Below are 25297 nucleotides of genomic sequence, written 5' to 3' on the forward strand. Positions count from 1 at the left end.
CGTCGACGCTATTGGCTGATTGCACCACTATGCTGCCAATGCTTTGGTTATCTTCTCGTACAAATCACCGGATAAGTTATCCAGCGTTTTCAATTGCTCAAGTGCGTTACGCATCAGCGCCTGACGTGCTTTATCATAGCGTTTTAAGCGAACCAACGGCTCAATCAACCGAGCCGCCACTTGCGGATTACGGGTATTTAGATCACTGAGAATTTCTACCAGGAATTGATAACCGCTGCCATCGCTGGCATGGAATGCCGCCGGATTACCGGATGCAAAACTGCCAATCAACGAACGGGTACGATTCGGGTTGCTCAGGCTGAACGCCGGGTGTTTTAGCAAAGCACGTACTTGTGTCAACACATCGGCCGCCGGGCTGGTTGCTTGCAGAGCAAACCATTTATCCATCACCAACCCATCATGGTTCCAGCGCACATCAAAGGCTACCAGTAACTCATCCCGGCAAGGTAGCTGTGCGCCAACCGCGGCTGCCAATGCCGCCAACGAGTCCGTCATATTATCAGCCTGATGATATTGCGAGGAAACCAGTTTATTGGCAAATTCCTCATCGCCAAAAGCCAGATAATTCAAGCACGTATTACGTAATGCACGCTTGGCAATATCAGCATGTTCGATGCGGTAAACCGGCGTCATATTTGCAACATACACGGCTAATAGCTCGTCAGACAATTCATGCGCCAGGCAGCGAGTGATCGCTTCATGTACAGCGCTGATAGCTTGTGGATCAATAGTAGTAAACAACTCAGCTATTTCATTTTCAGACGGCAGAGTCAGGATTTGTGCTGCTAATGCTGGGTCAATGCTCTCATCGAGTAATATTGCGCGGAAAGCATCTGCCACATGGGCAGGTAGACTCAATGGCTGTTTCTGCTGATATTTAGCAACATTCAATTTGATGTAGATTGCCAGCAAGCTTTGCGCCGCATCCCAGCGAGAGAATTCATTGCGCGCATGTTGCATCAGGAACGTAAGTTGCTGATCACTGTAGCTATAATCCAGTTTTACCGGAGCGGAGAACTCACGCAATAAAGAAGGGATCGGTGTATGTTCAACATTATCGAAAGTAAACGTTTGTTCAGCTTCCGTGACATTCAATACATGATGAACCGGCAAGCCATTTTTTTGCAGCGGGATGACATTACCTTGGCTGTCATACAGTTCAATATCTAACGGAATGTGCAATGGCAGTTTTTCGGGCTGATCTGCTGTTGGCAACGTTTTCTGACTAATATGTAAATGATATTGCTGTTTCTCTGCATCATAATCATCACGCACGGTCAATATTGGTGTACCTGACTGGCTGTACCAACGGCGGAATAAAGAGAGATCGACGTTAGATGCATCTTCCATCGCCCGAACAAAATCATCGCAGGTGGCCGCACTGCCATCATGACGCTCAAAATAGAGCTGCATACCGGCCTGGAACTGCTGCTCACCTAATAAAGTATGCATCATGCGAATAACTTCTGACCCCTTCTCATACACCGTTAAGGTATAAAAGTTATTCATCTCGATGACTTTATCTGGGCGAATCGCGTGAGCCATCGGGCTGGCATCCTCTGCAAACTGTGCCGCACGCATCACCCGCACATTCTCAATTCGATTAACCGGACGTGAGCCTAAGTCAGAACTGAACTCTTGATCACGAAATACCGTCAGCCCCTCTTTAAGGCTAAGTTGGAACCAATCACGGCAGGTAACCCGGTTGCCGGTCCAGTTATGAAAATATTCATGACCAATAACGGCTTCGATATTCAGATAATCTTTATCGGTAGCTGTTTCTGCCTTGGCTAAAACATATTTTGAGTTGAAAACATTCAACCCTTTATTTTCCATCGCGCCCATATTGAAGAAATCAACCGCGACAATCATATAAATGTCGAGGTCATATTCCAGGTCAAAGCGGGTTTCATCCCATTTCATGGAATTTTTCAGCGAGGTCATTGCCCAATCGGCGCGATCAAGATTACCGCGGTCAACAAACAGTTCCAGCGCGACTTCACGCCCTGAGCGGGTAATGAATTTATCGCGCAAAACATCAAAATCGCCAGCAACCAAGGCAAACAGGTAACAAGGTTTCGGGAATGGATCTTCCCATTTCACCCAGTGCCGGCCATCGTCCAGTTCCCCCTGCCCAACACGGTTACCGTTGGAAAGCAGATAAGGATAGCGCGTCTTATTGGCAACGATACGAGTAGTAAAGCGAGCAAGCACGTCAGGACGATCTAGATAATAAGTAATGTGACGGAAACCTTCAGCTTCACACTGAGTACACAGTGCCTCACCTGACAGATATAGCCCTTCCAGCGCACTGTTGGTCGCAGGGTGAATGTCATTGACAATTGTCAGTGTGAAATTTGCCGGTAATTGTTCAATAACCAGCGTGTTGTCTTGTTGGTGATAATGTTGCCATGCCTGCCCATCAACGCTAACACTGATTAATGTCAGATCTTCACCATTAAGAACCAATGGTGTGACGTCCGTTGCCTGACGTTTTATTTTACTGACCGCCGTGACCGTCGTTTTTTGCGCATCCAGTGCGAAGTCCAGACTGATATCGGTAATGGTGTAATCCGGCGATTTATAATCGTGACGGTATTTGACTTGCGGCTGTTGTGTCATAAGAACCCTTTTGACGTCATCAGTGAATATGATTATCAGGTCTGTATTAATCGTCATTAAAGGCCGGTATTACGGCGACCAGAGCATTGCTGCAAACCTATTGGCCCCAGACTCAGATAGGTTTTCAATGTATCACAATTGTAAAAAAAACCTAGATGAGAACCTGTGCTAATACGGCAAATAAAGCATTGGCTACTTTTTTTTCGAGCCGCTTCGCACCTCGGTTGTTTTATTGCATTTCATCCAAGGGAGAAACCTTTGGTTGATGTATAAAGGAGACTAAATTCAGTAGATGCTCAACGCTGTTTGAAATATGAGCACGGCAGTTGCTGAGACCCTATCCAGAGAAGTAACCCTATATATTACAATGCTATTTCTCCGTGATTATCCAAATAGCTAAAAAACTGACCTTAATTGGATTGATCGTTTAACAAAATACCTTTTTCACCACTAATGGCACGTTTAATCCTAGACCTGTGATTAGAGTTTATGGTGTGATGAGGCTTCAATAACAGGACAATACCGGTATACTTCTGCCACTTTAGATTATACCCAAAGTCCTTGGCGTTGCAGGTAGGCCGCCGTGAACCAATTTGAACCGCATTGATGTTGGCCCGCAAGTGAGCCTATTCAAGTAAAGACAACAGGTAAGTGATTCGGGCAAGTGAATGCAGCTAACCCCTTGCGACTTCAAGTACAAAGAGTATATGCCGACTGTGAAAAGTGATCCTACGAGGATGCTGTATAGCGCCATGACCCAAAACGCCTCACCGATTTTGACTTCATTGCTAGATACCGATGCATATAAACTTCATATGCAACAAGCAGTGTTTCATCGTTATCGCCATATTACCGTTGCCGCTGAGTTCCGCTGCCGCGGTGATGAGCTATTGGGCGAGTATGCCGATGAAATCCGCCACCAGATAACATTGATGAGCCAATTGGCATTGACCGATGATGAGTTTCTTTACCTCTCAGGCTTACCTTTCTTCCAGCAAGACTATCTCAATTGGTTACGAGCCTTTCGTTTTAATCCCGAGCAAGTCACTGTATCTGATAATGGCGGTGAATTAGATATTCGTATTACTGGGCTATGGTGCGAAACAATCCTGTGGGAAGTGCCACTATTAGCGGTAATCAGTGAAATCGTCCATCGTCGCCGTTCTGCACATATCACGGCTGATCAGGCTGTTTCACAGCTGCGTAGCAAGCTTCAGCAATTTAAAGCGCTCAGTGCTGATATTGACATAACTCACTTCAAGTTAATGGATTTTGGTACGCGTCGTCGCTTCTCACGCGAAATACAACATGCCATTGTCAGTCACTTAAAAGATGAATTTCCCTACCTGGTGGGCACCAGTAATTATGATTTAGCACGGAAGTTGTCTTTAGATCCCGTGGGGACTCAAGCTCATGAATGGTTCCAGGCACACCAGCAAATTAGCCCAGTATTGGCCAACAGCCAACGAGTCGCCTTACAAGTCTGGTTAGATGAATATCCAAACCAACTTGGCGTCGCGTTGACGGACTGTATTACTATGGATGCATTCCTACGCGATTTTGATAAAACATTCGCTGAGCGCTATCAGGGATTACGCCATGACTCGGGTGATCCAGTTGAATGGGGTGAAAAGGCTATCGCCCATTATGAAAAACTGGGCATTGACCCAATGAGTAAGACATTAGTGTTCTCAGATAATCTGGATCTGGAAAAGGCGTTATCGCTCTATCGCCACTTCTATCAACGCATCAAGCTGGCATTTGGTATTGGTACACGCCTGACCTGTGATATCCCTGGGGTTAAGCCATTAAACATCGTCATCAAACTGGTTGAATGTAATGGTAAACCGGTAGCTAAACTGTCAGATAGCCCAGGTAAAACAATTTGTCATGACCCGGCTTTTGTTGATGAATTACGCGAAGCATTCGCTCTGCCGTTGGTTAAGAAAGCCAGCTAGCACGTTATTGCCGGGCGGCAGGTGCTTGCCCGGCCCCTCTCGAATTTGAACTTTTTTCCGCGCTTTACTCTTCTATATTCCACTATTCAATCATTTCTCTGTTTGTGTCGTATATTTTTATGGAAATGTTGCACTGAACCGGTGATTTCTACTTGTGTCCTGCACCGCCACAAGTAACATAGCAATATCCCCATTTTGTTGGGCTGTTAACTATTACTATTAAAGAGAGAAATCTATGAGCGTAGTGCCTGTAGTCGACGTACTGCAAGGCCGTGCTGCGGTTGACAGTGAAGTCACCGTGCGCGGTTGGGTGCGTACCCGGAGAGATTCTAAAGCGGGTATCTCCTTCGTTGCCGTTTATGACGGTTCCTGCTTTGACCCGTTACAGGCCGTCGTGAATAATAGTTTGCCGAATTATCAGGATGAAGTTCTGCACCTGACTACCGGCTGTTCCGTTGAAGTGACTGGCACCGTGGTTGCTTCACCGGGGGAAGGCCAGAGTTTTGAGATTCAGGCAACCGCCATCAAGGTTGTTGGCTGGGTTGATGATCCGGATACTTACCCGATGGCTGCGAAGCGCCACAGTATTGAGTATTTACGCGAAGTTGCTCACTTGCGCCCGCGCACCAACCTGATTGGTGCCGTAGCCCGTGTGCGCCATACTCTGGCACAGGCCATTCACCGTTTCTTTGATGAGAATGGCTATTTCTGGGTTTCCACCCCGCTTATCACCGCTTCGGATACTGAAGGCGCGGGTGAAATGTTCCGTGTCTCAACATTGGACCTGGAAAACCTGCCGCGTACTGATACCGGTGCGGTCGATTTCAGTGAAGATTTCTTCGGTAAAGAAGCGTTCCTCACTGTGTCCGGCCAGTTGAATGGTGAAACCTACGCCAGTGCGTTATCTAAAGTTTACACTTTCGGCCCAACTTTTCGTGCCGAAAACTCCAATACCAGCCGTCATTTGGCAGAGTTCTGGATGGTAGAACCTGAAGTTGCGTTTGCTTCATTGGATGATGTTGCTGCCCTGGCTGAGAAAATGCTGAAATACGTTTTCCAGGCGGTATTGAACGAACGTGCTGATGACATGAAGTTCTTTGCTGAACGCGTCGATAAAGATGCCGTTGATCGTCTGCAACGTTTTGTGACCTCTGACTTTGCGCAGGTTGATTACACGGATGCCATTGAGATCTTGCAGGCATCAGGCCAGAAATTTGAGAATGACGTTTCCTGGGGCATTGATTTGTCTTCTGAGCATGAGCGTTATCTGGCTGAGAAACACTTCAAAGCGCCGGTAGTGGTTAAAAACTATCCAAAAGATATCAAAGCATTCTATATGCGTATGAATGAAGATGGCAAAACCGTTGCTGCAATGGATGTCTTGGCTCCAGGGATTGGCGAAATCATTGGTGGTTCACAACGTGAAGAACGTTTAGACGTATTGGATGCACGTCTGGCCGAAATGGGCCTCAATAAAGAAGATTATTGGTGGTATCGTGATCTGCGTCGTTACGGCACCGTGCCACATTCAGGTTTTGGCCTCGGATTTGAGCGTTTAATCTCCTATGTAACAGGGGTTCAAAACGTTCGCGATGTGATCCCATTCCCGCGTACACCGAGAAATGCCAGTTTCTAAGTTAGTCATTTAGATAAAAATTGTATATTTGTATAAATAAAAGCCAGCTAAGCTGGCTTTTGTCATTTTTTAAAGTTAGATCTGAGTCACAAAGTTCCGTAATATTTACATTTAGTAACACATAGTATCTCACTGAAACATATTCAGGTAATTGGTAGCATTTTCGGTGTGGATTATCAGGTCTGCGAATGGAACACTGCGTTCAGACACAGACGACACCAAACTCTCAACAATAGTTCCAAAAAAATTATTGGCGGCAGTGGCAGGTGTCCGAATAACACCAATGAGGGTAATAATAATGATGAAGCGCAATATTCTTGCAGTAGTAATACCAGCATTGTTAGTTGCTGGCGCAGCTAATGCAGCAGAAATCTATAACAAAGACGGCAACAAACTTGACCTGTACGGTAAAGTTGACGCGCGTCACCAGTTCTCTGACAACGCGGGTCAAGACGGCGACGAAACTTATGTTCGTTTCGGCTTCAAAGGTGAAACCCAAATTACTAGCCAACTGACCGGTTACGGCCAGTGGGAATACAACGTTCAGGCTAACAACGCTGAATCTCAAGGCGACAAAGGCAACAAAACTCGTCTGGGCTTCGCTGGTCTGAAATTTGATCAGTTCGGTTCATTGGACTACGGCCGTAACTACGGCGTAATCTATGACGTTAACGCATGGACCGACATGCTGCCAGTGTTCGGTGGCGACTCTCTGTCTAACTCCGATAACTTCATGACTGGCCGTTCTACTGGCTTGGCTACTTATCGTAACACCAACTTCTTCGGTCTGGTTGATGGCCTGAACTTTGCCCTGCAATATCAAGGCAAAAACGACGATGGTCGTACCGATTACAACCCAGTAACTCAAACTGGCACTGCAAACCTGAAAGATCAGAATGGCGACGGTTTCGGTATCTCTTCTACTTATGATATCGGTTACGGCGTGAACTTCGGTGCTGGTTTCTCTTCTTCTAACCGTACTGATGCGCAGAAAGCATTATCTACTGCTAATGGCGACAAAGCTCAGGCATGGAACGTTGGTGCTAAATACGACGCTAACAACGTATACCTGGCTGTAATGTATGCTGAAGCACTGAACACTACGCCATACGGCGACGTTTCTAACACCATCGCTAATAAAACGCAAAACATTGAAATCACTGCGCAATACCAGTTCGATTTCGGTCTGCGTCCATCCCTGGGCTACGTCCAGTCTAAAGGTAAGGACCTGAACGGCACTGGTACTACAACCGCTAACGGCGAAGATCATGATCTGTTGAAATATGTGTCTGTAGGTTCTTACTACGCATTCAACAAAAACATGACCGCTTATGTTGATTACAAAATCAACTTGCTGGACGAAGATACCTTCACTCGTGCTAACAGTCTGAACACAGACGACGTTGTTGGCTTGGGCTTGGTATACCAGTTCTAAGTCAAACTTAATCAGGCGGTTTATCTGCTGACATAAGTTTAAAAAAGGCAGGGCTTCGGCTCTGTCTTTTTGTTTTTATCCCTGGCTAAAAAGTGGATATTACCCTGCTTATTGGCCTATTTTGCCGATTTTTCACCCTGAATCTCCTCGCCTCACAACATTCATTTCTTTTTGTCGCAAACGGTTGGCAAAGACCGCAACTGGCGCTACCCTGATGGTTCTGTTTGCTTAACGCTAAGCCATGGAAGCCTCTGACATGTTTGAAAAAATCACTGCTGCACCTGCGGACCCGATTCTGGGCCTGACCGATATTTTCCGCGCGGATGACCGCCTTAATAAAATCAATCTGGGGATCGGCGTCTACAAAGACGAAACCGGTAAAACGCCAGTGCTGACCAGCGTGAAGAAAGCTGAACAGTATTTACTGGAAAATGAAGCCACCAAAAACTATCTGGGTATTGATGGCCTGCCGGATTTCGCCCGTTGTACACAAGATCTGTTGTTTGGTGCCAACAGCGCGATTATCGCCAATAAGCGTGCGCGTACCGCTCAAACACCGGGTGGCACAGGTGGATTACGTATCGCAGCTGACTTTATCGCTCATCAAACCAGCGCCAAACGTGTCTGGGTCAGTAACCCAAGTTGGCCAAACCATAAAAACATCTTCGCCGCTGCCGGTCTGGAAGTGGTCGAATATGATTATTATGATGCTACGAGCCATGCACTGGACTTCGATGGCCTACTCGATAGTCTGTCAGCGGCCCAATCCGGCGATGTAGTGCTGTTCCACGGCTGCTGCCACAACCCAACAGGTATCGACCCAACAGAAGCGCAGTGGAGCCAACTGGCTGAACTGTCAGTGGCTAAAGGTTGGTTGCCATTATTTGATTTTGCGTATCAGGGCTTTGCTAAAGGTCTGGAAGAAGATGCTCAGGGCTTGCGCATTTTCACGGCCAAACATCAGGAGCTGATCGTTTGTAGCTCTTACTCGAAAAATTTTGGTCTATATAATGAGCGCGTTGGCGCTTGCACCATTGTTGCCGCGAACAGTGACGTTGCCGATATCGCCTTCAGTCAGGTAAAAGCCGTTATCCGCGCTAACTACTCCAACCCGCCGGCCCACGGTGCTTCAGTGGTGGCGACCATTTTGGGCGATACCACACTGCGCGCCATCTGGGAACAAGAACTGACCGATATGCGCCAGCGCATTCAACGTATGCGTCAACTGTTTGTTAATACATTGCAGGAAAAAGGCGCGAAACAAGATTTCAGCTTTATCATTAACCAGAATGGTATGTTCTCGTTCAGTGGCTTGACCAAAGAACAAGTGCTACGCCTGCGTAATGAGTTTGCGGTGTATGCGGTAAACTCTGGTCGGGTTAACGTTGCAGGTATGACACCAGATAACATGGCACCTTTGTGTGAAGCTATCGTTGCTGTACTTGGTGATTAAGTCGCCGTGAACCATTGTAAAAGGGTGCCTCATTGGGGCACCCTTTTATTTTAGTGGTGATTTGAAATGACGACTGAAACAGATTTAGTGAAACATATGTTTGGCAAATTCACTCATTGGCATAGGCCGCCCATACATATAACCTTGCAGATAGTCCACGTTATGGGCTTGCAAATAACGCATTTGGGTTTCGTTCTCAACGCCTTCGGCGATGGTTTGCAAACCTAATCGGGTTGCCAAATCAACCACATTTCCCACAATATGACTCGATAACGCGTCTGAACCAATCATTCCCACAAAACTCTGGTCAATCTTTATAAAATCAACCTTAAATTTCTGCAAATATGTCAGGCTTGAATGGCCAGTACCAAAATCATCAATAGCAATAAAGACACCTAACGCCTGAAGCTCAGCAAATAATCGATCCGTAGTTTCATCGGCAACGATCAATTTCCGCTCGGTCAATTCCAATGTAATAGTAATCTTATTACCACCAAAAGCCTGGATAAAATCACGGCAATCATCCACCAGACTTAAATCACGGCAATGATTGGCACTGATATTAAAACCAAAGTGAAAGCCTTCGGGCAACTGATGAACGTAAGGTGCAAAAGTCGCGCTCACTTGCTGCATGATAGACTTGGTCATCGGTACAATGAGTTCACTATCCTCCGCCATCGGGATAAATTTATTCGGTTGAATTAAACCATGCCCAGGATGTTGCCAGCGCATTAGCACTTCACAACCAATCCAGCACTGTTCTTTACCTGTCACGATCGGTTGCATATAAGGAATGAATTCATGGTTCTCTAGTGCCAGTTTTAATACCTGTGTGGGTGAAGCTGCGCGACCGACTAACCAAAATACCAATCCGGCTGAACCAATACTCATTAATATGAAGAAGATAAGGCTGCCGCGGGTGTATTGCCATGCGTAAGCCAGATATTGTTGATTAGAAAGTGCGGTGCTTAATGAATATGCAAACTTTCCTGATGTCAGTAATAAAGGTTCACTCCCTTTTGGCGGTTGACCATAGTGGACATCACCAGCCGCATCCATCCATTTATTACCTACTATCAAGCGTAACTGGATATCACCGCTTAACAAATTAAGGATACTACGCAGATAATAACCATCAACAGCCACCAGTACGCTATAGCCCCCACGCTGATGCCGATACACCATTAACGCGCGGTCTGGCGTGACGTCATTACCTGACATTAATGCTAGTTGCCCATCAACAAATGTATTTAGATTTAATGGTGTGGCGAGTGGCCCATAAATTGAAGAACAATAAATGATGGTATTCTTAGCTAAAGAGACAGACCGAACATCGGGAATGAGGACAACTTGATCGCGCAAATTCTGAACAACTTGTAAGCAGGGTTTTCCTAACCCCGTTTCAACCTGAATAGCCGCGTGCTGTAAGTTGTTAAATATCTGATCGAAGCGCTCCCGCCCCTGCAATAATTTGGCTTCAGCATCTTTGTGCATATTGGCTTTTGTTTGCGCATAAATAACAACCGCACCCAACAACAGAAATAATGATAATACCATGCAAGAAAAACCTAGCCGGGACAGGAAATTATTAAGTCTGAAACGACGAAATGGCATAGTGGATTCCATTGAAAGGCGCTCGCGGTAAATCACGAACTCAAAACGGCAATGAACATATTATGCCGGGTAAATAAAAAACGCTGCTATGTGTCAGGTCACGTCTTATATGTCTATTAGGTTTATCCCAGTTTAAATCTCATCCCTGATCAAATATAACGCAAAAAGGCACCTGTGGGTGCCTTTTTACTCTTGATATTATCGGGTTACCATTACCAAATAGCAGGCTCTTCTCGTATAAACGGATTGGTCTGACGTTCGTGGCCTATCGTAGACATCGGGCCATGACCAGGAATGAACGTCATATCATCGCCAAGCGGCAATAATTTAGTCCGAATGGAGGTAATCAACTGTTGATGGTCGCCTCGCGGGAAATCACTGCGCCCGACCCCCCCATTAAAGATAACATCTCCGACCAGTGCCAAACGGCCTTTTTGGTCAATAAAAACAATGTGTCCAGGTGTATGTCCAGGGCAATGCAAAACAGATAATTCAATATCACCGACGATGATTTTATCACCCTCTTCCAGCCAACGCGTCGGGATGAATGCATCACACTCAGTTAACCCAAACATTTGGCTTTGAGCCGGAAGTCCTTCTAACCAAAAAGTATCTTCTTTTTCAGGGCCATAAATGGGTATCTGAAAATGAGCCGCTAACTCAGCGGCAGCACCGACATGATCTAAATGGCCATGTGTCAGTAAAATTTGGCTAACGGTAACCCCCTGACGTGCAACTTCAGCGATGATCTTGGCAGCTTCACCACCGGGATCGACCAATGCTGCCTGCCCTGTTGCCTCACACCAGATCAGTGTGCAGTTCTGGCTGAAGGCCGTCACTGGAATAATTTGATATTTCATAAAGCTCCAACCCCAACGCAACTCATTCAAAGCATTGGCATAGAATATGCGAGTTACCAGGTGCGTGTTGGCCCGGTATCAATGTGTACAAAATTACTGCGAGGATAATACCCTACACCGCCTGCACGCATTTTTAATGCCGCCTTGCGGATGTTACTCAATTGGATGCCTTCAATATGGAAATCCATCGCCCGCCCTTGGGTATGGAAACTGTGTTTGGCAACACCACGGCCACGTTCACGCAATTCATTATTGGTATCTAATGAACGGTAACCTGAAATAAGCTGCACCGGTTTAGTTGTTCCAAGAAGCCCTTGTAAACGGTATAACTGGTCAAACAGGCGGGGATCGATACTTTTTACTTTATTGGCCCGATAATCGCGGAAAAGGTGGTTTAAGCGGGAAAGCTCTTCTTTGTTATAGCCACGACCATCAAAAAACTCAGCTTTTATAGACTCACCTGTATTGAGGTTATTCAGGGTCAAGATACGTGGGCGAGGTGTTGAAAGGGTAGCGAAAGCTTGCCCTGGCAGCAGCGACATCCCCAGCGCCACCCCACCTAACGTTAGCCATTTACGGCGATAATTATCAATTTTATCCATGATCTCTGTTAATACCCGGCAAGTAATGTCAAAAATATGCACTCAACCCTTCTTACTTGAAGCCACAGTGGTGTTAGCCGTCTGACCCGAATCACTTAGCGTCGTGCGCTTATCGGGATTAATGCGCCTCTTTGAGGTGCGTCCGGCGGGCTAACATAAATACGGTTTAAACTCGGCTCTGACCGATTTATCAACCGATTGTTGCCTGACTGCAACTCCAATGACTGGGGGTTTATATGTGCCGCCCCGAACCATAACCGCCTGCGGAAAATCAGTCAACCCGCATTCACCGTGAGTTTAGTTGAGGTTATGGCGCACCCATAAATGAGCACGCTGAAGACAACCAGATACTGAGACCATTAGTTATTGAGTTTTACTGCATTTATTGCAGTAAAAGCTCGGCCTGATGTGAGATTTGTGCACCCGATCTCACCGTCTTATCATAATTGTAAATATCTGTTCTAAACTGCGGTTTGCCGTCTTCAGCCACCCATGCGGTCAGGTAATACAATTGCACCGGAATACGCTGACGGATGTTAACGTAGGTGGTATCACCCTGTTTTAGCGTTGACGAAACCCGCGCATCATTCCAGCCAGCGTCCTGTAATAGCATATTGGCCAAATCTGACGCCTTGTTGACCCGCACACAGCCTGAACTGAGGGCGCGAATATCCTTCTGGAACAAGCCATGATTCGGAGTGTCATGCAAATAGATGGCATCAGAGCTTGGCATATTGAACTTGAACCGCCCTAATGAATTGCTGGAACCTGGTGCCTGACGCAGGCGATAAGGGAAGTTGTTCGGTGAAATCATGCTCCAGTCAATCATTGAAGGATCAACCACTTGGGCATCATTACTCCAGCCGGATAACACAGTATAGCCATGTCGCTGAAAATAACCTGAGTCATAGCGTGCTTTCGGCACAATATCCTGACGCACCAGGGAGGTCGGCACGTTCCACGGCGGGTTAACCACCACATTATTCAACGCACTGCTCATCAGCGGTGTTTTGCGGCTTGGGCGGCCAACAATCACTCGAGATGAAAGCACCTGTGTGCCATTTTTATAATAATTGAGCGAATAGTTTGGAATATTAACCATAATGCCGTTATCAACATGCCCGGGCAGAATGCGCAACCGCTGAATATTCAGCGCTAATAATGTTGCCCGAGTTTGTGGCGAGACATTCAGCCACTCACGGGTGCGTACACCAATAACGCCATCATCGGTTAGCCCTTGCCATTGCTGGAAGCGTTTAACAGCCGCCACCAACTCTGGGGTATAGACGTTATCGGTAATAGGCGTGGTAGTGATCAGAGGCGCGGTGGACGGTGAGACAATACCTTTGGTCACAGGCACATCCGTAACCGGTGCCGCAGACGGGCTAACCACCAGGCTGTGTGCCTGAGCACGACTTTTTTCTTCATCAACCGACAAGTCATCGTTAACCGCAGCGACCGCAGGATTATCAACCGGGATAACCTCCGGCGCTTTTACCGGTGTTGCTACTACGGGTTGTAACATACCGTTTCGGCCCAGAATTTCACGCAGCGCAGGAATATCATCACTTAACTGGCCAGGACGTAGGCTTGGCCCATTAGACATCAGTGGCCACGGCCGACGGTCGGCCAGTAGTGGTTTCAATGCCAGATGCATTTTTTCGTATTGCGGATGCTGAGGAGCCAACGACGCCAGATAAGCGGCAGTAGAACCTTCACGTACAGCTTGCTGCCAGCGATTTAAAATCGTCACTGGTGGCATGGCCATTTTGTAAGGCACATTACTGTATAACCAGATGCTACCGTTGGCACCGACACCCGAGACAAACTGCAAATAACCCAGCATGGCATCAGATAAAATGACATCGCGTGCCATACCGGTGATTTCAGGGTCACTCAGCCATTTAACCCATTGCATAAATTGCGGTTGGATACCGGAAAGCGCAACTTCGGCTAACTGTTGCTGAAAATGCTGTACCGCCACATGATCTTGCCACATTGGTTGCATCGCGTTCGCGCCATACAGTAATGCCAGCTCAGAAGAGTAGAATGGCGCGATATTTTTCGGCAAAACAGCCAGCAATTGTGAACGGCTCTGCGCCACAGACAAAGTGGCCCCCTGCATTGGCAGCGCTGATGATGAATCTACAGGCATGACTGGCGTAGTCGCGGAGGCGGTAAATACCGATATCATGCTACAAATTAATGTGCAGTACAGCGCTAGATTCGTTTTTCTGATCGACATGCTATGCCCCCGGTATGCTTATCTAAAAAATACGTCATAGTATGTCGTTATCCTTCTTCCATGAAGTTGCAGCGCTATTGGCTGCACCTAATTGATTGCCCAAATCACTGATCTATCCGAATCACTGATTTGAGCAACGTGGGCGATTCTCAATGATTTTATAATTATACGAATAGAAATGGCCTTTGATGATTAAACCTAAAAATTTAACCTTACGCGCTACGCTAACAGATTTCTGGTGGTTATAAAATATAACCCTCAGGGGTGACATAAATAAAAATGGCCGCGGTAAGCGACCATTTAGTGGGATTAATTATTATTACGTTGTAGCTGGCTAATAATTAACCGCCGGGTTGTAACTCAGCAGGTATCGGTGGCAACGTCGGTATTTCATTTGCAAAGCCACGCAAGCCGACCACATGCACATGCTCATGATTTTGGAAGACTTTTCGCACCAGCTTATAGGTTGTTCCTTTTTCCGGGCTGATATTTTCTGGTGCGGCGATAATTAATTGCATTTCTAGCCGTTCACACAGTTCGAATAATGTCGCGATGGATTTCGCATCCAGCCGCGCTGCCTCATCAAGGAACAACAAACGGCACGGCGAAATATCTTTGCCACGCAAGCGCCGCGACTCTTCCTCCCAACTTTGTACCACCATAACCAGAATTGACATACCAGTACCAATGGCCTCACCGGTGGACAACGCCCCGCTCTCTGCCCGCAACCAACCGTCTGAACCGCGATAAACTTCCACTTCCAGTTCCAGATAGTTACGATAATCGAGCAATTCTTCACCGATAGTCTGCGGCAGGCGTTGCCCCATATCCATTTGTGGATTGAGGCGTTGGTACAGTTTTGCCAGTGCTTCAGAGAAGGTCAGGCGGTTGCTGTTGAACAAGTCCTGATGCTGCTCTTGCTGTTCAGATAGCACGTCAAGCAAGGTGGCATGAGCTTCGCGCACATTAACGTTCAATCGCACACTTTTCACCTGGCCGAATGATACCGCTTGTAAGCCCTGATTCAGCATTCGGATACGGTTCTGCTCACGCTGAATGGTTTTACGAATGATATTCGACACACTTTTAGAACTGATTGCCAGTTTCTGCTCACGGGCAGTCAGTTCTTCTGTCAGGCGGCCCAGTTCAATCTCCATCTGTTCAATGGCTTCAACCGGGTCATCCGTGCGGATAATATCTTGACGGATACGCTCACGCAGGTGCTGGTAAACCGCAATATAGAACTGAATCTTACGTTCAGGGCGCTTTGGATCTTCAGACAAACGCAATATATCGCGCAGATGCTCGTTATCAGCCACCGCCAAACGCAGTGCCCCCAGCGCCTTATCCGACATAGAGCGCAGTTCGTCGCCATCCATATAAGCCAGCTCACGGCGGTGTAAACGGCGCTCAACGCCATTGTCTTTCACCATGCGCATCACCGCGCACCAACCCGCTTTGGCATTGACTACTTGCTCGCGAATCTGGTGATAATCACGTTCCAGTTTGCGCAATTTCTTCTGAAGATTGTCCATTTCCGCTTCACAGAACGTCAGCTGTTTTTCCAACTGATTGCGGCGAGAACGGTTAGTGCTCAATGCGGAATGCAGCTCATCACGTTTGGCTCTGGCACGGGCTTCTGCATCTGCATCGGCCTGAACACCGATATCCACCAACTCCTGACTCAGCTCTTTTAGCATGTCGCGCTTGGCGTCATAAGAGCTTTTCAGCGAAGCCAATACCTGACTGTACTGAGTAAACTGGGTTTGGTATTGGCGCAACTGTTCACGGGCGCGGGTACGCTCGGCTTCCGCCTGTTCCAGCCGCTGACGCAGTTTGTCGTTCAGATCTGCGTTTTCATTTAACATGCCAGCGGAATCGGTATAGCTGAAATGCGCGCGGCGCTGCACCACTTCTGTCAGTGCAAAGGCTTGCTGCTTGGCCTGACGCTGGCTGTTTTGTGCCTGTACATAATTTGCCTGCAACTGTTCGTGTTGTTGCGGGTCACTTTGCAAGACAGCCAACAAGGGTTCAAGTTTAGCCAGGGACGCACCGTGTTTCTGAATATGACGCGCGGCTTCTTGCGCTTCTGTCAGTTCTTCTGTGATCTCTTCAACACGATCGGTCAACGTATCGTCAAGTAACAACGAAATCAGTGGAATCAATCGGTTAAGAGCCGAAATACCCTCTTTGGCTTGTTCGAACTGCTGATGCTGCTGCTGGTTTTTTTCTTCATGCGTATTCAGGCCGCGCTCAATCTCACCACGGCGAGTATTCAGCAACCGAATCTCAGCTTCAGGGTCGGCGTCAAATGCCACCGCCAGATGAGAACCAATAAAGCGGCTGAATGCTTGATGTGTGCGCTGCGTTTTTTGCACATCAAATGATAAAGTCGCATAACGTTCAGCCAGACTATCGCGCTCTTGATAGAGCGACTCCAGCCGCTTGTCACGCGCGGCACGGCCAAACAGTGGCACTTCTGGATAGCGGGAATAGCGCCATTGACGATCGGCGATTTTTACCACAACCGCTTTTTCATGTTCTTCGACGGCAAACACGCTGTCATCAAATGACTGCGGATCCCCCTCGATGAGATAGAGGTCTTCCGGACAATCATCCAACCCTTGCAGTTGGTCACGCACCAATGATAAGTCCGGCACCACAATCCCGTGACGCGACGGGCCATACAGTGCGGAGAAGTATGGCGCGTCATCAATGGTAACATCGTCATAAATCTCGGAGAGCAGCACGCCACCAAAACGTTCGGCCAACGCAATCATGCGCGCATCTTCAGCACCGCTTGGCTGGCTCAACCGTTCTATTTGTGCATCAATGGTGCGCTTGGTTGCCGCCACTTCATCACGCTCGACCGTGGTTTCGCGCTCACGCTCCAGCAACTGCTGCATGTGCTCCGTCACCTGGCGGCTGTCTTCCAGCGCTTCACCGCTTTGCTCACTCAGTTGGCTCAGGGCATCTTGTGCCGCCAACCACACTGGGGCGCGGGCGGTGAGTTCCTGAATTTTGAGCTTAATTTGCTCCAGTTCCTGACGCATTTCCATGCGCCGCTCACCGGCATCATTGACACTGAGCGAGAGTTCTTCAACCGTTGATTCCAACTCACGCTGTAGCTCTTCTAACTCTTCAGGTTGATACGCTTGCCCCTGACGCTTGCAGAACTCCTGCAACAGACGCTCCGCGTCTTGTTGAGCACGCAAACGCTGTTCCAGCTCGGACAAACGCATACGTAAGGGTTGCACCCGCTCTGCCAGATGTTGCTGCGATGGCCAGTCACGCAATAGTTCACGCGCCGCTTGCCAAGCCTCACTGCGGCTAACCTGACCGGCAATATCCACCACCAGCTGATATGCTTGCTCAAATTGGCTGTGAGCGGCATCAGCAACACTCAACTTTTGCTCTAGCTGCAACAATGATTCCGTGGCTTCCTGCTCTTTGGCCTGGAAGGTTTCCAACCATTCATCCGCGTTATCTGCGGTTAACTCTGGCAGTTGGCACAAGGCGCGCGCACGTTCCAGCGCCTGTAACGCTTGTTGGTATTGAATTGCGCGGGTTTGCTGCACGTCAAGCGCTTGCTGGTAATCGGCTAACTGACTTTTTAGCTCATCCACTTCCAACTCAGCGGCTTCAGCACGGGCTTGGTTATCGGCCTGCTGATCACTTGCCTCTGCAACGACTTCGTTTTGCTCTTCCAGCCGGTACGTCAGCTCTTCCAGATCACCCTGATAACGCTCGATTTTTTCCTGCTGGCGCATCGCGGTTTGCACCAGATTCAGGTGGTCACTGGCCGCCTGATAATCAGTTTCCAGATCCGATTCCGCCCCACTTTGCTCTGCCAGTTCGCGGGACATTTCCACATGGCGGTATTGCTCGGTCACTAGCTGTTTACGGCTGGTCAGCAAGTCGCGGCGCAATACCAGCGCGCCATCAAGATGAATGCGCCGCTCATTGGCATGGCGCATATAGTCAGCAGCAACATAGGAAGTTGCCTCTGAAATCAAATGTTTAAACAAGTCACGGTCAGACTGCGTAACACGGATAGCCTCAAGCGTCATGCGGTTCTCGCGCAATGCCGCTTCCATATCTTGGAAGGCTTTACGTACACCACTGTTTTCTGGCAGAAGATAATCGCGCAGAGATCGGGTAATAGCGCTGGAAATACCACCATACAGTGACGCTTCAATCAGGCGATAGAATTTACTGCGGTCAGCGGAAGAACGTAAGCGCTTTGGAATGACACCCAAGTCAAACATCAAGGAGTGATAGTCGGTGATGGAGTTAAATTGCTTAAACTGCACCCCTTCCATCGCTTCGACGCGCTCTTTCAGCTCTTGTAAGGAGAGCACCCGCGCCTGACGCTCACCCACCACTTCGGTGAGGATCTGCGTCGGCTGGATAGCGGTTGGCAAGCCCTGAATGGTGAACGGCTTAATATCAACTTTGCGATCACGCCCTGCCACTTGTTGCAGACGCACACCCACCACTACCCGCTGGTGGCGGGAGTTGACCACATCGAGGGTGGAATAACACACCCCAGCGCGCAATTTACCGTGTAGCCCTTTATCGCGGGAACCACTGGTGGCCCCGGCTTCAGTGGTGTTACGAAAGTGCAGCAAGGTCAAATCAGGGATCAATGCTGTGACGAAAGCCGCCATAGTGGTGGATTTACCGGCACCGTTGCCGCCGGATAAGGTGGTTACCAACTCATCAAGATCAAATGTGCGGGCAAAGAAACCATTCCAGTTAACCAAGGTCAGCGAGCGAAATTTACCGCGTTCAATCATTCCTGTTCATCCTCTGCACTGTCCGCTGCATTCCCCATCGTGACATCGGTTTCATCACTTTCATCATGGAGTGACAGACTGTTTTCCACCGCCATAGCTTCGCCATCACGGATCATGCGTAATTGAGCTTCCCGTGGGTCGTCACCGCTGCGCACATCTGCGCCAAAGCGGAATACCGCCTCGGTAATACGAAACTTGCTGCTGTCATTGCCCATAAAGTAAACCATGCCTAAACGACGCAGCCGGTTGAGTGACGTTCGCACTTTTTCCTGCAACTTCTGCTTATCCAGATCTGAACCGGTTGAGCGCTGGTTAACAAACTTCAGCAATTTGCTCTCATCGGCCAGACTCAGCAGCTCTTCATACAGTTCGTGCTGCGCAAAAATACCTTCGTGCGCCAGACGTTCCGGGCTGAGATAGAGATAACAAAGAATTTTGCCCACCATCATATCCAACTCAGATAACACTGAGCGCGGAATAAGCGTGGTAGAACGTGGACGCAGATAGAAGAACCCTTCCGGAGCACGGATCAACTCCACGTTATAGCGGGTATAGAACTCTTCCAACTGCTCCTGAAAATCCATCAAGAAGGCGTGATTATCCAGCTCATCAATGCCGATATGGCGACCGGCACGCAGTTGGCTGTCCAGTGCCGGAAACAATGAGTTGGCCAATGCCTGAGCCAGTTTAACTGGCATTACTACTTCAATATTTGTTGATGACATGTGCCTGCACCTTGGCTCCGTAATCATTGATTGCGAGCCATTCGGCTGGCAACCCTGAGAAATCGGCTTCGGCCACACCAAGGCGAACCGCCTGGTCGACCAGGATACGAGCCACGTCAAAATGACGAGCACGCGGATATTGCGCGAGGTAATCGCGCATCACTTCCCCCAGATTAAGCGGCAGTTTTTGCTGTTGATATACCAACAATGCCTGTTCAATCATGGCGGCTAACTGCTCACGAATCTCGTTAAACTCTTCAAATTCAAGATCCGGTGGCAGTTCGCCCGTAACTTCTTCACTGCGCAGTGCCAACTCTTCATCGCGCATATCCAGCAAGCGATCCGCATTGGCGTGAGTGAGGGTCCACGGGTTATCAAAATAATTTTGCACCGATTGGCGCAGGCGTTGGGCGAAGACGCGGTTTTTATCCATATCAATTGCAGTACGGATAAATTTATGTACATGGCGGTCATAGCCAATCCACAGGTCAATCGCTTGCTGGCCCCAACTGATAATGCGGTCAAGTTTGCTTTGTAAATCAAACACCAGCTTATCCACCAGATCCAGCCCGGCATTACCGATGGTCGCTTCTTGAATTCGCAATAAATTCGCCTGAAGTTTATCACCTGCGGCTTCCAGCGTATCTTGCAATTCGCGCAGTGTACCGGAGGTTTCTGACAGCAGCATTTCGCAACTGGCAATAGCGGCACGCCAGTCCTGATTTAGCAATGCAGCGATATCTTCTTTGACACTGTGTTGTTGTTCATCCATCAGGCGCTGGGTCATATCGATGCTGTCGAATATTTCAGCAACTGAATACTTTAGCGGGGCAAAGACATTGCGGTGCCAGTGGAACTCATCGCCGCCCTCTTCTGCCGCTTCTGCCGCGCGTTGCAGCTCTTGTGCCACAATCGATAACTGCATGGATAGACGCAGGGTTGAGAATTCGCGCTGGCGGATATAGTAATCAGTGATACCAATCCCCAATGGGGTTAAACGGTAAATAGCATTACCATCGGCCATTTCACTGGTAAAGCGGTTCAGTAAACGCTGGCGCACCATATCATTGATGGCATTATTGGCACGCACGGCCACGGTTTCGTGGGTTTGCTCAAAACCTTTGCAGACGTGACGAAATGCATCAACCAACTCTCCTTCGCTCATTTCGCCGTCCAGCCGCTCACCGTTTAAAGTAGCAATGGCCAAAAGGAAGGCCAGACGATCCGTTGGCAGAGTAATCGAAAAATCATTCTTTCGCGCCCAGGCGACCAGTTCGGGTACTGTCTGGGAAAATTCACTCATAATGGGTCCTTCAGATTCGGCTTAAACGCCATCACATGCACGTAGCGCCCCAAGCTGATAAAGGGCTCCTGCCGGCAATAGCGCTGTTCCAACGCCAATAATTCAGCAAACTCATCAATTTGTTGCTGTTTATTTTTCATGTAATCGTGAAACACCCGTACTCCCGTCTTACCGCTAATGGATAAACCCATTTGCTCAAGCCAACCATATACTGTCGGTGGGTCTAAAGGGTACTGCGGTGACAGTGAGCGTTGCCGACGCCTTTTCATGCCCGGAAGCGCTAACTGAAAATTACCTAACACTGCGTTGCGCATCACTAGCCCATTGGCATTGAAAAACATCAATGACAGCGCGCCACCAGGATTTAACGCATCAAAAAGTATTTGCAGAACCTGTTGAGGCTCTGCAATCCATTCTAAAACCGCATGGAACAATATCAGATCAACCGGCTGTTCTAAATGTTGAGTGATGTCTTGAGCCGCACTTTGTATAAATTGCATGTTGTGGCTCACACCTTTTTCCAACGCAGCGGCTTGGGCACGCTGGATCATCTCAGCCGACAGATCACATAATAGAACCTGATGGCCTAATGCCGCCAATTGACACGCCATATACCCCTCGCCGCCACCGGCATCTAAAATGCGCAACGGACGCGGCGGCAACCGCGCTAATAACTCGGTGATATCTTGCCAAACGACCGCCTGACGAATCATCCCCTTGGTCGTACCGTAGATATTGCGGGAAAACTTCTCAGCAATGTCATCAAAATTGCGATCCTGCATGAACAACTGCTCCGCGATTGTATCTATAACTATGGATTTATCGGCCCTGATAGAAACTTGCAAATCAATAGTCACAGTAAAAAGAACCTCTACCAACCTGCTATTTTGGCACAGCCTGACTTAGAATAAATCTTCTTGACCGATAATCGTCGTTAAATGCCGTTTTTTCAGCCAAAAGGTACCTGTTTTTATGCTTTTTACCTTAAAAAAGTTTGTTGGTGGTTTATTAATGCCGCTGCCTTTGCTGCTTATCATCATGGGGCTGGCACTCGTCTTATTGTGGTTTACCCGCTGGCAGAAGAGTGGCAAAACGCTTTTTGCATTGAGTTGGCTGACATTATTGCTTATAAGCCTGCAACCTGTCGCTGATCGCTTACTATTGCCACTGGAAAAACACTATGCCACTTATCAGGGAAATGACCCGGTAGATTACATTGTTGTGCTTGGTGGCGGCTACACGTTTAATCCGAATTGGGCACCCAGTGCTAATTTATTCGCAAATAGCCTGCCCAGAGTCACCGAAGGCATCAGGTTATATCGCGCCCATCCCAATGCGAAAATGGTCTTTACGGGCAGTGCGGGGCCAAACAGCCAAAGTAGCGCGAAAACAGCCGCCCTGGTTGCAGAAAGTCTGGGAGTTCCGGCTGCGGATATTATTGCATTGGAACAACCTAAAGATACTGTGGAAGAAGCGGCGGCAGTGGCAACCTTGGTGGGTGATAAACCTTTTTTGCTGGTAACATCAGCCAGTCATCTGCCTCGTGCAATAAAGTTTTTTACCGCCAAGGGGTTACATCCTATTCCCGCCCCAGCCAATCAGTTAGCTATTACCACCCCATTACATCACTGGGAGCGCACTATTCCGGCCGCAACCTATTTAGGCCATACCGAGCGCGCCTGGTATGAGACATTGGGGCTACTGTGGCAAAAGTTAACAGGCAACAAAAATGATGAATAATTTTGTCATAACCCCATATCCAGTAGATTTCGAGATGCAAGAAAGCGGCAAGGAATATCATCCCGATGAACTTACACTGGTAAGTGATTCGGGTGACAAATCTGTCAGGAACTGATTTGAACGCTGCTTGCAGTGGCCTCTAAGAGGTGAGGCCCAAGGATGGGCCGAGTAACGAGCGTAGCCAATACACCTGTAACTTGAAAGATGAAGGATATTAGTCTAACCAAGGGAGAAGCTGCCGCGCAGCATTATCGAATGAAGCGCGATCCAAACTACCGGTGTGAATAAAGCGAGCGACCAGTTCCCACAAGCTATAGAGCCATCGACGAGCAACAAAGGATTCAGATACCGGCGCTTTATTGAGATAACGATAGAATAACTGGCTGGACATGCCCTCTTCGCTGAGGCGGAACAAATCATACTCCCGTGGTGCCCACAACATCGGGCCGGGATTCAGCATCGCCAATAATTGATCACTGCGGGCATCTTTTAACATACTACGGAGTGTCAAATTACCATGAACCAGCACCGAACTGTCGTCAAAACCGGCGAAAAGCGGGTCTAATGCCGCCTTCGCACGATAAAGCACCGCACGGTCTTCCAGTGTCATGACTGGCGAGTTCATATTTGACAAAGTGGCCCACAACACTTCAACCCGTTGCTGATACCAACTGAACCAATCATTCTCTTGTGTACTGTCAACATTACCGACACAACCATGACTATCAATGCGGTGCCATGCCAACACGCCTTCAACTATCTGATCCATCAATGCATCCCAGCGATCCCCCGTCCGAGTGGGTGCCTCCACCGAAACACCACGCAGGCGTTCCATTAGCAGAATTTCTTTATATGGTGCTTGATGTGTCATCACCAAACCATATACCGTCGGCAAGCGAATATCGCCCTCGCGCGCCAACATCGACAGCTTATACGCCTCTTGTTGCGCAATCCCCTGGCAGACATAACTTTTCGCCAACAACGGAATAGCCTGCCCCTGCGGGTTATACATCGCATACAGGTGGGCATAGGGTTGCTCGCTGATACGTTCGAGACGAGCCACCGATTCCCCTAACACGACACTTAACTCAGCTTTCAGCTGCTCCATAAGGCTCTGTCCGGTTGCTTAACAAAAGTGATTCATCATAATGGGATGGCAGGCTGGAGATTTCCACAATGTAGATCAAATAATATTCATAATAATAATCAAACAATCATCAAGAACTGAATGATAAAGCCGATCACGAAAACAGGGGCTGGGCTGTAAAAATGACAACGCCAGATCCCGGCAGGATCTGGCGTATCACGCTTAGCCATCAGATGTTGCTACTTTTTGAGCATAATGGCCCGAACTCGGTCTAAATCTTCTTGAGTATCAACGCCAACTGCGGGTACGGCTTTCGCCACAGCAACGTGAATCTTTTCACCGTACCACAACACACGCAGTTGCTCTAACAGCTCGATTTGCTCAAGTTTACTTGGTGCCCAATTAACATAACGGCGAATAAACCCTGCACGGTAGGCATAAATACCAATATGTCGTAGGAAGCAATCGCCAATAACCTCTTTTGACTGAGCGAAGCGCTCTCTTTCCCACGGAATTGCCGCGCGAGAGAAATAGAGGGCAAAACCCTGCGCGTCAATCACCACCTTAACGGCATTAGGGTTAAACGCCTCTTCGCTGCTTGCAATCGGCACCGCCAACGTAGCCATACCGGCACTGACAGCGGCCAGATTATCAGCCACTTGGCGAATGATAACCGGTGGCACCAACGGCTCATCACCTTGCACATTGACAATAATGTCATCATCGGAAAAACCGTAGCGTTCGATGACTTCTGCCAATCGCTCAGTGCCGGACTGATGATCGGCGCGCGTCAGGCACACTTCACCACCAGCCTCTTCAACCGCTTTCACCACATCTGGATGGTCAGTTGCCACAATAACCCGAGAAGCGCCTGACTCCTGCGCTCGTTTCATCACATGCACTACCATCGGCTTACCGGCAATATCAGCCAGCGGTTTACCTGGCAGACGGGTTGAAGCATAACGGGCGGGAATTATAGCAATGAAACTCATGCGTGTTTCTCATCAATAGACAGTGGGCGAGCCTCATTCTCCAACAATACCGGAATACCATCACGCACCGGGTAAGCCAGATTGTCAGCTTTACACACCAACTCAAGATTTTCTTTGTTGAAATACAATTTGCCGTTGCAGACCGGGCAGGCAACGATTTCGAGTAAACGGTGGTCCATACATCCTCCAGAATGGAGTTTAGCCA

Annotated in this window: 17 protein-coding genes; 5 read left to right on the forward strand and 12 right to left on the reverse strand. The window is 48.2% G+C overall.

Going from position 1 to position 25297, the window contains the following annotated elements:
• Positions 1-27 precede the first annotated feature (27 nt).
• A complete protein-coding gene (gene pepN, locus AT01_RS04670; protein WP_042546269.1) occupies positions 28-2643 on the reverse strand; it encodes an aminopeptidase N in 2616 nt (871 codons plus the stop codon).
• Positions 2644-3395: 752 nt separating this feature from the next.
• On the opposite strand from pepN, the gene pncB reads away from it, so the two are divergent.
• The 4 genes from pncB to AT01_RS04690 all read left to right on the forward strand — a co-directional run bounded on the left by pncB (position 3396) and on the right by AT01_RS04690 (position 9125).
• Entirely contained in the window at positions 3396-4601 is a 1206-nt protein-coding gene (gene pncB, locus AT01_RS04675; protein WP_042546270.1) for a nicotinate phosphoribosyltransferase, read from the forward strand.
• 235 nt (positions 4602-4836) lie between these two features.
• Positions 4837-6237 (forward strand): asparagine--tRNA ligase, encoded by a 1401-nt coding sequence (asnS, locus tag AT01_RS04680; protein WP_004700054.1) that lies wholly within the window; start codon positions 4837-4839, stop codon positions 6235-6237.
• 301 nt (positions 6238-6538) lie between these two features.
• Complete coding sequence (ompF, locus tag AT01_RS04685) at positions 6539-7672, forward strand: porin OmpF (protein ID WP_162484240.1); 1134 nt, start codon at positions 6539-6541, stop codon at positions 7670-7672.
• Between the two features lie 256 nt (positions 7673-7928).
• Positions 7929-9125 carry an amino acid aminotransferase gene (locus tag AT01_RS04690; RefSeq protein WP_042546272.1) on the forward strand — a complete coding sequence of 399 codons (1197 nt, stop codon included), beginning with the start codon at positions 7929-7931 and terminating at the stop codon, positions 9123-9125.
• Between the two features lie 84 nt (positions 9126-9209).
• On the opposite strand, the gene AT01_RS04695 is transcribed toward AT01_RS04690, so the two are convergent.
• The 8 genes from AT01_RS04695 to cmoM all read right to left on the reverse strand — a co-directional run bounded on the left by AT01_RS04695 (position 9210) and on the right by cmoM (position 22055).
• Positions 9210-10739 (reverse strand): EAL domain-containing protein, encoded by a 1530-nt coding sequence (locus AT01_RS04695; protein WP_042546273.1) that lies wholly within the window; start codon positions 10737-10739, stop codon positions 9210-9212.
• Positions 10740-10951: 212 nt separating this feature from the next.
• The gene (locus tag AT01_RS04700) at positions 10952-11599 is read right to left on the reverse strand and encodes an MBL fold metallo-hydrolase (protein WP_042546274.1); all 648 of its coding nucleotides are present in this window, start codon (positions 11597-11599) and stop codon (positions 10952-10954) included.
• Between the two features lie 53 nt (positions 11600-11652).
• Positions 11653-12201, reverse strand: a complete 549-nt coding sequence (locus AT01_RS04705; protein WP_042548497.1) for a YcbK family protein — start codon at positions 12199-12201, stop codon at positions 11653-11655.
• A gap of 382 nt (positions 12202-12583) precedes the next feature.
• On the reverse strand, positions 12584-14446 hold the full coding sequence (gene ldtD, locus AT01_RS04710; protein ID WP_042546275.1) for a L,D-transpeptidase: 1863 nt from the start codon (positions 14444-14446) through the stop codon (positions 12584-12586).
• A 341-nt stretch (positions 14447-14787) separates the two neighbouring features.
• Complete coding sequence (gene mukB / locus AT01_RS04715) at positions 14788-19245, reverse strand: chromosome partition protein MukB (RefSeq protein ID WP_042546276.1); 4458 nt, start codon at positions 19243-19245, stop codon at positions 14788-14790.
• The gene (mukE, locus tag AT01_RS04720; RefSeq protein WP_042546277.1) at positions 19242-19970 is read right to left on the reverse strand and encodes a chromosome partition protein MukE; all 729 of its coding nucleotides are present in this window, start codon (positions 19968-19970) and stop codon (positions 19242-19244) included. Before mukE ends, mukB begins: the two co-directional genes overlap by 4 nt.
• Positions 19951-21273 (reverse strand): chromosome partition protein MukF, encoded by a 1323-nt coding sequence (mukF, locus tag AT01_RS04725; RefSeq protein ID WP_042546278.1) that lies wholly within the window; start codon positions 21271-21273, stop codon positions 19951-19953. Before mukF ends, mukE begins: the two co-directional genes overlap by 20 nt.
• Entirely contained in the window at positions 21270-22055 is a 786-nt protein-coding gene (gene cmoM / locus AT01_RS04730; protein WP_042546279.1) for a tRNA uridine 5-oxyacetic acid(34) methyltransferase CmoM, read from the reverse strand. Before cmoM ends, mukF begins: the two co-directional genes overlap by 4 nt.
• A 190-nt stretch (positions 22056-22245) precedes the next feature.
• On the opposite strand from cmoM, the gene elyC reads away from it, so the two are divergent.
• Positions 22246-23013 (forward strand): envelope biogenesis factor ElyC, encoded by a 768-nt coding sequence (gene elyC / locus AT01_RS04735; protein ID WP_042546280.1) that lies wholly within the window; start codon positions 22246-22248, stop codon positions 23011-23013.
• Positions 23014-23227: 214 nt separating this feature from the next.
• On the opposite strand, the gene AT01_RS04740 is transcribed toward elyC, so the two are convergent.
• From AT01_RS04740 to AT01_RS04750, 3 genes are all read right to left on the reverse strand, one after another.
• Positions 23228-24121, reverse strand: coding sequence for a YcbJ family phosphotransferase (locus tag AT01_RS04740; protein ID WP_042546281.1), 894 nt, complete (start codon positions 24119-24121; stop codon positions 23228-23230).
• A 218-nt stretch (positions 24122-24339) separates the two neighbouring features.
• Positions 24340-25092 carry a 3-deoxy-manno-octulosonate cytidylyltransferase gene (gene kdsB / locus AT01_RS04745; protein ID WP_042546282.1) on the reverse strand — a complete coding sequence of 251 codons (753 nt, stop codon included), beginning with the start codon at positions 25090-25092 and terminating at the stop codon, positions 24340-24342.
• The gene (locus AT01_RS04750; protein ID WP_004700032.1) at positions 25089-25271 is read right to left on the reverse strand and encodes a Trm112 family protein; all 183 of its coding nucleotides are present in this window, start codon (positions 25269-25271) and stop codon (positions 25089-25091) included. Before AT01_RS04750 ends, kdsB begins: the two co-directional genes overlap by 4 nt.
• Positions 25272-25297 lie beyond the last annotated feature (26 nt).

This window comes from Yersinia aldovae 670-83 (assembly GCF_000834395.1).
Classification (GTDB): Bacteria; Pseudomonadota; Gammaproteobacteria; order Enterobacterales; family Enterobacteriaceae; genus Yersinia; species Yersinia aldovae.

What these genes read in the sequence shown, in the direction of transcription:
- pepN (WP_042546269.1), bottom strand. Translation starts at nt 2,643, where the DNA reads ATGACACAACAGCCGCAAGTCAAATACCGTCACGATTATAAATCGCCG.
- pncB (WP_042546270.1), top strand. Translation starts at nt 3,396, where the DNA reads ATGACCCAAAACGCCTCACCGATTTTGACTTCATTGCTAGATACCGAT.
- asnS (WP_004700054.1), top strand. Translation starts at nt 4,837, where the DNA reads ATGAGCGTAGTGCCTGTAGTCGACGTACTGCAAGGCCGTGCTGCGGTT.
- ompF (WP_162484240.1), top strand. Translation starts at nt 6,539, where the DNA reads ATGAAGCGCAATATTCTTGCAGTAGTAATACCAGCATTGTTAGTTGCT.
- AT01_RS04690 (WP_042546272.1), top strand. Translation starts at nt 7,929, where the DNA reads ATGTTTGAAAAAATCACTGCTGCACCTGCGGACCCGATTCTGGGCCTG.
- AT01_RS04695 (WP_042546273.1), bottom strand. Translation starts at nt 10,739, where the DNA reads ATGCCATTTCGTCGTTTCAGACTTAATAATTTCCTGTCCCGGCTAGGT.
- AT01_RS04700 (WP_042546274.1), bottom strand. Translation starts at nt 11,599, where the DNA reads ATGAAATATCAAATTATTCCAGTGACGGCCTTCAGCCAGAACTGCACA.
- AT01_RS04705 (WP_042548497.1), bottom strand. Translation starts at nt 12,201, where the DNA reads ATGGATAAAATTGATAATTATCGCCGTAAATGGCTAACGTTAGGTGGG.
- ldtD (WP_042546275.1), bottom strand. Translation starts at nt 14,446, where the DNA reads ATGTCGATCAGAAAAACGAATCTAGCGCTGTACTGCACATTAATTTGT.
- mukB (WP_042546276.1), bottom strand. Translation starts at nt 19,245, where the DNA reads ATGATTGAACGCGGTAAATTTCGCTCGCTGACCTTGGTTAACTGGAAT.
- mukE (WP_042546277.1), bottom strand. Translation starts at nt 19,970, where the DNA reads ATGTCATCAACAAATATTGAAGTAGTAATGCCAGTTAAACTGGCTCAG.
- mukF (WP_042546278.1), bottom strand. Translation starts at nt 21,273, where the DNA reads ATGAGTGAATTTTCCCAGACAGTACCCGAACTGGTCGCCTGGGCGCGA.
- cmoM (WP_042546279.1), bottom strand. Translation starts at nt 22,055, where the DNA reads ATGCAGGATCGCAATTTTGATGACATTGCTGAGAAGTTTTCCCGCAAT.
- elyC (WP_042546280.1), top strand. Translation starts at nt 22,246, where the DNA reads ATGCTTTTTACCTTAAAAAAGTTTGTTGGTGGTTTATTAATGCCGCTG.
- AT01_RS04740 (WP_042546281.1), bottom strand. Translation starts at nt 24,121, where the DNA reads ATGGAGCAGCTGAAAGCTGAGTTAAGTGTCGTGTTAGGGGAATCGGTG.
- kdsB (WP_042546282.1), bottom strand. Translation starts at nt 25,092, where the DNA reads ATGAGTTTCATTGCTATAATTCCCGCCCGTTATGCTTCAACCCGTCTG.
- AT01_RS04750 (WP_004700032.1), bottom strand. Translation starts at nt 25,271, where the DNA reads ATGGACCACCGTTTACTCGAAATCGTTGCCTGCCCGGTCTGCAACGGC.